The sequence below is a fragment of the Streptomyces sp. NPDC054932 genome (assembly GCF_053610205.1).
The window spans coordinates 1-11,026 of record NZ_JBSGXU010000243.1; the positions used below are offsets into that span (position 1 = coordinate 1).

8 protein-coding genes are annotated in these 11,026 nt (G+C 71.5%); 3 read left to right on the forward strand and 5 right to left on the reverse strand.

Annotation, left to right across the window (positions count from 1 at the left end):
- Positions 1 to 29: 29 nt before the first annotated feature.
- From ACWGE1_RS37025 to ACWGE1_RS37045, 5 genes are all read right to left on the reverse strand, one after another.
- Positions 30 to 842: an endo alpha-1,4 polygalactosaminidase gene (locus ACWGE1_RS37025; protein ID WP_453424856.1), complete on the reverse strand. Its 813-nt coding sequence runs from the start codon at positions 840 to 842 to the stop codon at positions 30 to 32.
- Complete coding sequence (locus ACWGE1_RS37030) at positions 839 to 1,543, reverse strand: spherulation-specific family 4 protein (protein ID WP_453424857.1); 705 nt, start codon at positions 1,541 to 1,543, stop codon at positions 839 to 841. Before ACWGE1_RS37030 ends, ACWGE1_RS37025 begins: the two co-directional genes overlap by 4 nt.
- On the reverse strand, positions 1,540 to 3,093 hold the full coding sequence (locus tag ACWGE1_RS37035; RefSeq protein ID WP_453424858.1) for a hypothetical protein: 1,554 nt from the start codon (positions 3,091 to 3,093) through the stop codon (positions 1,540 to 1,542). The genes ACWGE1_RS37030 and ACWGE1_RS37035 overlap by 4 nt, the downstream gene beginning before the upstream one ends.
- Entirely contained in the window at positions 3,090 to 4,616 is a 1,527-nt protein-coding gene (pelF, locus tag ACWGE1_RS37040; RefSeq protein ID WP_453424859.1) for a GT4 family glycosyltransferase PelF, read from the reverse strand. Before pelF ends, ACWGE1_RS37035 begins: the two co-directional genes overlap by 4 nt.
- 109 nt (positions 4,617 to 4,725) lie before the next feature.
- Entirely contained in the window at positions 4,726 to 6,753 is a 2,028-nt protein-coding gene (locus ACWGE1_RS37045) for a hypothetical protein (protein ID WP_453424860.1), read from the reverse strand.
- Positions 6,754 to 7,097: 344 nt separating this feature from the next.
- On the opposite strand from ACWGE1_RS37045, the gene ACWGE1_RS37050 reads away from it, so the two are divergent.
- From ACWGE1_RS37050 to ACWGE1_RS37060, 3 genes are all read left to right on the forward strand, one after another.
- Positions 7,098 to 8,633 (forward strand): leucyl aminopeptidase, encoded by a 1,536-nt coding sequence (locus ACWGE1_RS37050; RefSeq protein ID WP_453424861.1) that lies wholly within the window; start codon positions 7,098 to 7,100, stop codon positions 8,631 to 8,633.
- 309 nt (positions 8,634 to 8,942) lie between these two features.
- Positions 8,943 to 10,331: a dihydrolipoyl dehydrogenase gene (gene lpdA, locus ACWGE1_RS37055; RefSeq protein WP_030731050.1), complete on the forward strand. Its 1,389-nt coding sequence runs from the start codon at positions 8,943 to 8,945 to the stop codon at positions 10,329 to 10,331.
- A 54-nt stretch (positions 10,332 to 10,385) separates the two neighbouring features.
- Positions 10,386 to 11,026 (forward strand): biotin/lipoyl-containing protein (locus tag ACWGE1_RS37060; RefSeq protein WP_453424862.1); only part of this gene is annotated, 641 nt, incomplete at its 3' end.

Sequence of the window (11,026 nt, forward strand, 5' to 3'; positions counted from 1 at the left end):
GCCGGATTGGGTGGGGCGGGCCCGCAGGGCTAGCGGCAGACCTGGCGCCATGCGTCCAGTTCGTACCTCTTCTGCATCGAGCTGAGCTTCGCCTCCCGCGCCCCGGGGCACCACCGGTTCAGCCGGCCCTCGTACTCGACGTGGAAGACGGCCTTGCCCGCGTCGGTGAACGGGGCGTACCGGTCGCATTCCTCGTACTCCATGCACTGCTCGTTGACCGCGAAGTCGAAGTCGCCGACCAGCTGCGGGATCTGGTCCAGGTCGTTCTTCAGCCCGACCGACATGCCCCGGTCGTGCGCGAGCCGGGCGACCAGCCGGTTGTACTTCAGCTGGTCGTCGGCGGTCAGCGGGAAGCCGGACCGGTTCGCGTAGCCGTCCATGTTGTCGGGCTCCACCGCGTCGAAGCCCTTCTCCTTGCACATGTCGAACCTTTTGCCGATCAGCGGTTCCAGTTCCACGAGGCGCCGGATGTCCAGCCAGCGCTCGCCCTCCCATCCGTTGCCCTCGCCCAGCATCGTCTTCGGGAAGGCGCCGGCGTCCGGCCGGAAGTCCTCCCAGGCGCCGGTGGAGATGTAGCAGATGGTCTTGCGGCCCGCCTTCTTCAGCGTGCCGACCTGCTCCTTGGTCGTGTTGAACCCGTCGACGTCGTACACGGCCGCCTTCACCGAGGTGTCGAGCTTCCCGGTGAGCTGCCACTGCCAGCCGACGCCGGGCTTCGGCTGCCAGCGCTCCCCCGGCGGCGGGTCGGGCGACAGCTCGTCCCGTTCCGGTTCCGGCTGCGACGTACAGGCGGCGAGCAGCAGCAGCAGGGGCACGGCCAGCAGAAGTCCGAGCCTCCTCATCCGGCCGCCTCCAGTGCGTGCGGGAGGGTGCCCCAGGGGTGCGCACCGCTGCCGGGGACCGCGCAGTGCACCCCTGCCCCGCGCTCGGCGGCGAGTTCCTCGGCGAGCCGGGCGGCGAGCGCGCCCGGCGGGACTCCGTACACGAGGTGGCAGAACCGCTCGGCCGGGTGGTCCGCCGTCCAGGGCGGCGCGTCCGCCGCCTCCCGGTAGGCGTCCCAGGGGCCCTCGAAGGTGACGAGCAGGTCGGCGAGTTCGGCGTAGCCGGGGTGCGGGTGGACCCCGTGGTTGAGGACGAGGGTGCGGGCGCCCGCGGCCCGGGCGGCGACCGCGAGCCGCCCGTAGTGCGGGAGCAGTTCCGGCTCGGCGGAGGCCTGGTCGAGGAAGGCCCCGTCGGTGGCGTACCAGTCGCGGTGGCGCAGCAGGTCCTGCACCACCTCGGCGTGCGGGCGCCTGCCGTAGTCGGTGTCGGCGTACCCGAGGACGGGTACGCCGGCCTCCCGCAGCCGTTCGGCGACGGCCGCGAACCGCTCGTCGCGGGCGGCACCCGGCCCGCTGTCGGGATTGAGCACCACCGAGTGCAGCCGGCCCGCGGAGCGGATGAGCCGCTCCCAGGCTTCCGGCCGCTCGGCGGGGTGCTCGTACAGGGGCACCAGCAGCATGGGGTCCTTCTTCTCGGGCGTCGCGTACGGATCGTGCGTCATCGGTGGGCCGTCGCGCGGCCGAGCAGCAGGCAGACGAGGCCGGCCAGCACGGCGGCGGCCGCGCCGGCGACCAGCAGCTGGACCGCCCGGGGCTGGCCCAGCCCGGTCAGCAGGGCCAGGCTCTGGGCGACGGCGGCCGAGGAGCAGACCACGGCCGCGGGGCGGACCGCCCCGAAGGACTGCAGGAGCAGCCCGGTCCACATGACGGCCCCGAGCAGCAGCAGGGTCGCGATCCGGACCCCGGTGAGGACGGGGGCGCCCGGCCAGAGCAGGGTGCCGGCCAGCCCGAGGGCCAGCAGGACCGTCAGGTAGAGGGCGAGGCACCGGCCTAGGGTGCTGAGCATCCGCCGCCGGAAGGCCCGGGGCGAACGGGCCCCCTGGAGCCCGGAGAGGCTGCCGCTGCGGAACCGGTGGAGCAGCCATTCGGCGGGGCCCATGCTGAGGGTGAGGGCCACCGCGGAGGGGGCGGCGACCGCCTCGGCGGGACCGCCGGCGAGCACCTCCCCGAGGGCGGCGTACAGCACGAGCAGGCCGGTGCCGAGGCCGAAGACCCCGTACGGCACCGAGTCGCCGATCCGGGGGCCCCGGGAGGCGAAGTCCTCCTCGGCCCCGCGCAGCATCTGCCAGCGGACGGGGCCACCCTTGGCGGACCGGCCGGCCGTCCAGCCGCGGATCCGGTGCGCGGCGGCCCGCAGCCCGGCGGCCAGCGGGAGCTCCCGCAGGGCCAGGGTGCAGGCGGCCAGCAGGGAGACCACGAGCAGGCCCACCCGTACCGGCACGGGCAGGTCGACGAAGAGGACGAGGAGCGCCCCGGCGGCCATGGGGCCGAGGGCGGCGAGCAGGACCCGTTCCCGGCCGAGGACCAGCAGGACGGTGGCGGCCCCTACGTAGAAGGCCTGTCCGGCGGCGAAGGCGTACGAGAACGGGGGCCCGCCGGGCACGGCCAGTGCGGCGGCGGTGCCCAGCAGCGCGCCGACGGGGGCGCCGACGAGCAGGGTCCGCCCGGCGGCGCCCCGGTCGCCGAGGCCGAGCCAGGAGTAGGCCCGGTGGGACAGGGTCTGGTCCCAGACCCAGCCGATGAGCGCCCCGGCGAGCAGGGTCAGCGTTCCGGCGGGCAGGCCGAGGCGGTCCTGCGGGCCTTCGAGCAGGGGCGCGCCGAGCAGGTAGGCCAGGCCGGGCAGGGCGAAGATCACCCCGCGCAGCAGGCAGGCGGTGAGGGAGACCTTCCAGGGGTCGGGGGCGGCCCCCGGCTCCGGGAAGGAGCGGGGCACCCGGGCGTAGAGCTCCTCGGCGAGTCCGAAGGAATCGTTCCGGCCGTAGGTGAGCCGGATGTGCTCGTCCGTCATGCCGTCGGATTCGAGGATGGCGGCGATCTCGTCGGGGTGGACGGCCGACGCGATGAACACGTCGAGGCGCTCGGCGAGTTCGTCCATCGGGTCGGCGGCGGGGGCGGGGGCGTCGGGGCCGTCGCGGCGCGGCCGGGGGATGGCCGCGAGGGTGTCGGCGGCGGGGCCGGAGCCGGGCGGCTTGAGCCAGAGGGATCCGCTCACCACAGGCTCCCGTCGGCAGCGAGTTCGCGGTACCAGGGGTCGGCGAGCCGCTGGGTCCATTCGTCGCCCGCGTGGACGGGCAGGACGGGCTGGCCGGCGAGTTCCCGGTAGATGTGCCGGAAGCCGTCCACGGACTGGTGGAGGGTGAACTTCTCCACCACCCGCTTGCGGGACATCCGGCCCAGCTCGGCCCGGCGTTCGTCGTCGCGGAGCAGGGCGAGGGTGGCGCGGGCCATGGTTTCGGGCTCGCGGGGCGGTACGACGAGGCCGGTGTCCCCGACGGCCTCGCGGACTCCGCCGACGTCGGTGGAGACGGTGGTGCGGCCGCAGGACATGGCTTCGATGATGCTGAAGGGGAAGCCCTCGCTGATGGAGGAGAGCATGACGACGCTGCCGGCCGCGTAGGCCTGGGCCACCTGCTCGATGCGGCCCTCGTAGGTGATGCCGTCGGTCACGCCGAGTTCGGCGGCGAGCTTCTCCAGGCGGAGCTTGTACTCCTCGCAGCCGGCCGGGACGGGGCCGAAGAGGCGCAGCCGCAGGGCGGGCAGTTCCTCGCGCATGAAGGCGTAGGCCCGGATGAGGGTTTCGAGGTCCTTGATCGGGTCGATGCGGCCGCACCAGCTGAGGGTGGGCACGTCGGGTTCGGGGCCGGCCTCGGGGAAGGCGTGCGGGTCGACGCCGTTGTAGACGGTGCGGATGCGGTCGGACTCGGCGCCTCCGCGCTCCTCCCAGCGGCGGTTGTACTGGTTGCACGGGGTGATCAGGTCGGCCTGCCGGTAGCCCTCGGTGTTGAGCTCGCGGTAGAAGCCGAGCATGAGGGCCTTGACGGGCCAGCGCTGGGCGGCGCTGCGGTAGCCGAGGTAGCGCTCGCGCAGGTAGATGCCGTGCTCGGTGAGCAGGAAGGGAACCCCGTCGAGGTATTTGGCGGCGAGGGCCGGGAGGGTGGCGAGGCCGCTGCTGACGGCGTGCGCGACGCTGTCGGGCGGGATCCGGACACCGAGCGGGCGCAGTGCGTGTTCCAGCAGGTCGGTGGCGGTGAGCGCGTCGTGGACGGTGGGCGCGGCCGCTGCTGTGGCGAGACCGGGTCGGGTCCATACGGTCATCAGCAGGCGCAGGACCGATTCCGAGCGCAGGGCCGGTGCGAGTTTTCCGGCCCGGGCGAGGACGGCCAGTTCGCGCAGGGCCTCGGAGAAGCTGTGCCGGGCGGGATCGCCCTCGGGGTCGAGCAGGGAGAGCAGGAAGCTCTCGTAGACCTCGGTGAAGCGGCGGTGGGCCTTGCCGCGCAGGGCCGACCTGCGGATGCGTGAGGGGAGCGGCCCCCAGAGCGGGAAGGCGGTGTGCCGGTAGACGTTGCGGGGCAGCTCCCAGGTGACCGGCTCGCGTCCGGAGCCGGTCAGGGCTATGACGTTGAAGTCGACCTCCGGCATACCTCGTACGAGTTGGTCGCACCAGGTGCTCACGCCCCCGTGGACGTGCGGGTAGGTGCCTTCGGTGAGCATGGTGACGTGACGCCCATGACTCATGCGGTGTGTCCCCCCAGGACGGAAAAGGGGCCGGCGCCCGTGGATTCGCGGAGCGCCGGCGCTAGGTGGTACTGGTGTCGACTTGCTTGCTGCGGGACGGACCGCAGGGTCAGCTGGGCAGCTTGAGCGTGACGGCGCTCTGCAGCAGCTCGGGTGCGGTCCAGGTGGAGCGGTTGCCGGCGTAGGCGGTTCCGAAGTCCGCGCTGCCGAGCAGGAGCTGCTTCTTGGTGCCGTTGGGGGCGGTGACCGGGGCGACGACTCCGGAGGGCGCCTTGACGGTGACGTCCTTGCCGATGAGGTAGGCGGTGACCTTGCCCTCGGCGAGCGCCTTGTCCCAGGCGGCGCGGCGCTGGAGCTCGACGCCGGTGTCCTTCATGCTCTGGTTGACGATGGGGGCGCTGGGGGCGTACAGGCCGCGGTAGGTGTCGAGGACCTGGTTGAGCACGGGGTAGAGGGTGCGGTCCTCGGCGAGGTTGGACTGGTGGACGTAGTGCGGCCGCGGGTCGTTGGCCAGGACGTGCCGCAGGGCGGTGCGGGCCTCGGCCGGAACGATGCTGCTGAGGTAGCCGGTGTTGACGTCCAGCGGGGCCGGCAGGCAGGTGGAGGTCGCCGGGTTGTCCTCGCAGACGCCGCTGCCGCCGTGGGCGCGGCTGGTGTAGATCCAGTTGTACTCGTCGGCCATCTCGGCGTTGGTGCCCGTGTTGTAGTACACGTTCATCGGGTGCCGGGGGACGGTGAGGGCGGAGCCGACCGCGCGCTGCGCCGGTTCGCGGGAGTTGTCGCTGCCGGCCCACTTGACCCCGTTGTCGGCGAGGGCGCCGGCCAGGTTGGGGTTGTCCGCGGGCTGCTGCGGGGCGGTCTTGAGGCCGGAGTGCTCGCCGGTGACGAGTTCCGTCCTGTCCAGGGTGATGCCCTTGGAGGCGGCCCAGTTGTTGTTGTCGCGGATCTGGGCGGAGATCTCGGCGCGGCTCATGTACTGGATCGCGCCGGCGGCGTTCTTCGTGCACGTCCAGGGGGTGACGGCGGTGTTCTGGACGCAGCCGAGGAACGGGTGGGTGTAGGTGTGGTTCATCCACCGGTACTTGGCGCGGTCGGCGATGAGCTGGGCGGTCATCGCGTCGACGCCGCCGTTCTCGGCCTTCCACTCCTCGCCGGCGCCGCCGTTGAAGAGCATGTCGAGCTTGAAGTTCTTGGACGTCTGCCACTGCGCCGCGTACACGGCGTCGGCGGCGCTCATCCGGATGGTGCTCTCCTTGCCCTCGCCGCCCGCGCAGGCGTAGTCGCCCGGCGTGCAGTTCAGTTCCTTGTTCCAGCGGGCGTCGGGGGCGAAGACGTCGTCGACGTGGACCGCGAAGTAGTTGCGGCTCTGGCCGAGGTGCACCCCCTGGGTCAGCCAGTCGACGATGCCGCGGGCGAGCAGCCGGAATTGCTGCTGGTGCTGGTTGTAGCCGAAGGTGACGACGAGTTCGCTGCGGCCGTCGTGCGCGTATTCGCCGACCAGGGAGGCCCGGCCGGAGCCGACGGGCGCGTCGAGGTAACTGGTGTAGCCGGGGCGCGGCTTGCCCATGTACCCGTAGCTCTCGGGGACGAGGGCGGAGTTGTCCTCGAAGGTGACCTGGCCGCCGAGGTAGGCGAAGGGGCCGGCCTTGCCGGCGGTGGTGACGGTGGCCTGGGTGCCGTCGAGCTGGCCGCTGTAGCCGCCGTTGTCGGTGTACTCCAGCCCGACGCCCGGGTGGGCCCAGGTGTAGGCGTCGACCTGGCGGATCCCGTACGTCGTCTCGTACGCGGTGAGGGCGGCCATCTCGGCCGAGCCCTCGCCGAACGGGTTCTCGTTCGGCAGGACGACACCCTGGTACTTGGCGCGCGGACGGCCGTCGACCGTGTCGCTGAGGAAGCCCGCGTTGATGACCGGGCGGCCGCTGCTGCCCAGCTGTACGCGGGTGTAGGGCACCCCCGTGTCGCGGAGTTCCGCGGTGATCGCCTCGACCGAGCTGCCGCCGTCGTCGACGACCAGCACCTTCAGGTCGATGCGCGGTGCCACGGCCGCCTGGGCGGTCGAGGCGGGTACTGCCACGGACACCAGGGCGGCTGCCGCCATCATCGCGGCGACCCTGTTCATCCGATTCTTGTTGACCATATTCGGCCTTTCCCCCCGCAGGCGTCCCTCGACCGGCCCTTGGCGGAGCGCCGGGCCTGGGAGGCTCTGTGGAAATCATGCAAAGGAACCCCGCGTCCCCTTGCGAGAGTGGACCGAGTCTTTCGGACCTCGTCAGGTCTACGAGGCAAACCTGGAGCAGAGTCCACAGATGGGTGAACCTGATGACCCCTTGATCGAACAACTTGCCAAACCTTCGAGTGACGTACGACGAGCGCGTACGCGTAGGCTCATTTCTGGCGGCCGTCGGGCCCGAATACGATCGCCACGGATGGCCGTCCACCCACTCGGCCCACACACACAAACGGAAGCGAGACTTCACCACCGTGACTGCTCTGACTCTCAGCACTGCCGGCGCGGCGACGCTCCGCGCCGACGCCCTCGTGGTCGGCGTGGCGAAGGGCCCCAAGGGACCGATCGTCGCCGCGGGCGCCGAGGCCGTGGACAAGGCTTACGACGGTAAGCTCGCCGGCGTCCTCGACGCGCTCGGTGCCTCGGGCGCCGAAGGCGAGATCACCAAGCTGCCGGCCCCGGCCGGCCTCAAGGTCCCGGTCGTGCTGGCGGTGGGGCTCGGCTCCGTCCCCGAGAAGGACGAGTCGTTCGACGAGGAGGTGCTGCGCCGCGCCGCCGGCGCCGCCGCCCGCGCGCTGCACGGCAGCAAGAAGGCCGGCTTCGCCCTCCCCCTGGAGGACGCCTCGGCCGTCACCGCCGTCGCCGAGGGCGCGCTGCTGGGCGCCTACGCGTTCACCGCCTACCAGGGCGGCGAGAAGAAGGCCGGCAACGGCAAGGACTCCGGTCCGAAGCAGCCGCTCGCCGAGGTGGCCCTGCTGGGCGCCAAGCCCCGCGACAAGGAGCACAAGGCCGCGGCCGAGCGCGCCGCGGTCGTCGCGACCGAGGTCAACGTCGCCCGTGACCTGGTGAACACCCCGCCGAACGACCTGACCCCCGAGGCCTTCGCCGCGGTCGCCTCCGCGGCCGCGAAGGAGAACGGCGTCAAGGTCCAGGTCCTGGACGAGAAGGCCCTGGTCAAGGGTGGCTACGGCGGCATCATGGGCGTCGGCAAGGGCTCCGAGAACCCGCCGCGCCTGGTGAAGCTCACCTACACGCACCCCAAGGCGGAGAAGACCCTGGCCTTCGTCGGCAAGGGCATCACCTACGACTCGGGCGGCATCTCCCTGAAGCCGGCCGGTCACAACGAGACGATGAAGTGCGACATGGCCGGCGCCGCCGCCGTCTTCGCCTCCGTCGTCGCGGCCGCGAAGCTGGGCCTGCGGGTCAACGTCACCGGCTGGCTCGCGCTCGCCGAGAACATGCCGTCCGGCTCCGCCACCAAGCCCGGTGACGTCCTGCGCATGTACAGCGGCAAGACCGTCGAGGTCCTCAACACGGACGCCGAGGGCCGCCTGGTCCTCGGTGACGCGCTGACCAAGGCCTCCGAGGACAACCCGGACGCGATCGTCGACGTCGCCACCCTGACCGGCGCCATGGTGCTCGCCCTCGGCGACCGCACCTTCGGCATCATGGCGAACGACGACGCCTTCCGCACGTCGATCCACGAGATCGCCGAGGAGGTCGGCGAGTCCTCCTGGCCGATGCCGCTCCCCGCGGAGCTGCGCAAGACCATGGACTCCCCCACCGCCGACATCGCGAACATGGGTGTCCGCATGGGCGGCGGCCTGGTGGCCGGCCTCTTCCTGCAGGAGTTCGTCGGCGAGGGCATCACCTGGGCCCACCTCGACATCGCCGGCCCGGCCTTCCACGAGGGCGCGCCGCACGGCTACACCCCCAAGGGCGGCACCGGCTCCGCGGTGCGCACCCTGGTGCGCCTGGCCGAGCGCACGGCCACGGGCGACCTGGGCTGACAAGAGCGCGTGATGTGACGTGACGCACCCCGGGCCGGGTCAGGGCCCGGGGTGCGTCCGTCTCGCGACGAAACCTCAAGGAATCGGTAGGTATCTCAGTAGGTATCTACGCAGCGGTAACCCCCGGTCCGGGCAGATCGCCCGATCACATCGTGGGCCCGGCGTCCCGTGTTCCCCCGACAAATGCGAAGATGGGTTCTCGGCAGGACAGGGCCCCCACCACAGGGCCGAAGAAACAAGCGGCCGATTACCAGCCGCCGCCCGGTCACTGAGGACCGGTGCCCGGCGCACATGCATGGAGGACGTGACGTGGCGAACGACGCCAGCACCGTTTTCGACCTAGTGATCCTCGGCGGTGGCAGTGGCGGTTACGCCGCGGCGCTGCGCGCATCCCAGCTGGGTCTGGACGTTGCCCTGATCGAGAAGAACAAGCTCGGCGGCACCTGCCTGCACAACGGCTGCATCCCCACGAAGGCTCTGCTGCACGCGGGCGAGATCGCGGACCAGGCTCGCGAAGCCGCCCAGTTCGGTGTCAAGACCTCCTTCGAGGGAATCGACATCGCGGGTGTCCACAAGTACAAGGACGAGGTCATCTCGGGCCTGTACAAGGGTCTGCAGGGCCTGGTCGCCTCCCGCAAGGTGACCTACATCGAGGGAGAGGGCCGCCTCTCCTCCCCGACTTCCGTCGACGTGAACGGCCGGCGCATCCAGGGCCGCCACATCCTGCTGGCGACCGGCTCCGTGCCGAAGTCGCTGCCGGGCCTGAACATCGACGGCAACCGCATCATCTCCTCGGACCACGCGCTGGTCCTGGACCGCGTCCCCGAGTCGGCGATCGTGCTGGGCGGCGGCGTCATCGGCGTCGAGTTCGCCTCGGCGTGGAAGTCCTTCGGTTCCGACATCACCGTCATCGAGGGCCTCAAGCACCTCGTGCCGGTCGAGGACGAGAACAGCTCGAAGCTGCTGGAGCGCGCGTTCCGCAAGCGCGGCATCAAGTTCAACCTGGGCACCTTCTTCGACAAGGCCGAGTACACGGAGAACGGCGTCCGCGTGACGCTGGTCGACGGCAAGACCTTCGAGGCCGAGGTGCTACTGGTCGCGGTGGGTCGCGGCCCCGTCTCGCAGGGTCTGGGCTACGAGGAGCAGGGCGTCGCGATGGACCGCGGCTACGTCCTGGTCGACGAGTACATGCAGACCAACGTGCCGACCATCTCGGCCGTCGGTGACCTCGTCCCCACCCTCCAGCTCGCGCACGTCGGCTTCGCCGAGGGCATCCTGGTCGCGGAGCGTCTGGCCGGTCTCAAGGCCGTCCCGATCGACTACGACGGTGTCCCGCGCGTCACCTACTGCCACCCCGAGGTCGCTTCCGTCGGCATCACCGAGGCCAAGGCCAAGGAGATCTACGGTGCGGACAAGGTCGTGGCCCTGAAGTACAACCTGGCGGGCAACGGCAAGAGCAAGATCCTCAAGACCGCGGGCGAGATCAAGCTCGTCCAGGTCAAGGATGGTGCCGTGGTCGGCGTCCACATGGTCGGTGACCGGATGGGCGAGCAGGTCGGCGAGGCCCAGCTGATCTACAACTGGGAAGCTCTGCCGGCCGAGGTCGCGCAGCTCATCCACGCGCACCCGACCCAGAACGAAGCGATGGGCGAGGCCCACCTGGCCCTGGCCGGCAAGCCGCTTCACTCCCACGACTAATTCGTCACGGGCGCGACGACCACTTCCGCACTTTCGTTAGGAGCAACTGAAACCATGTCGGTTTCCGTAACCCTTCCGGCGCTCGGTGAGAGCGTCACCGAGGGCACTGTCACCCGCTGGCTGAAGGCCGAGGGCGAGCGCGTCGAGGCCGACGAGCCGCTGCTCGAGGTCTCGACCGACAAGGTCGACACCGAGATCCCCTCCCCCGTGTCGGGCATCCTGGCCTCCATCAAGGTCGCCGAGGACGAGACCGTCGAGGTCGGCGCCGAGCTGGCCGTCATCGACGACGGCTCCGGCGCTCCGGCCGCTGCCGCGGCTCCGGCCGCCGAGCCGGCCGCCGCTGCCGCCCCGGTCGCCGAGGCCCCCGCGGCCCCGGCTCCCGTTGCCGAGGCCCCCGCCGCCGAGGCCCCCGCCGCTGCCGCTCCGGCCACCGCCGCCGCCGGCACCGATGTCGTGCTCCCCGCCCTGGGCGAGTCCGTCACCGAGGGCACCGTCACCCGCTGGCTGAAGCAGGTCGGCGAGTCCGTCGCGGCCGACGAGCCGCTGCTCGAGGTCTCCACGGACAAGGTCGACACCGAGATCCCCGCGCCGGTCTCCGGCACGCTGCTGGAGATCCTCGTCGGCGAGGACGAGACCTCCGAGGTCGGTGCCCGCCTGGCCGTCATCGGTGTCGCCGGTGCCGCTCCGGCCGCCCC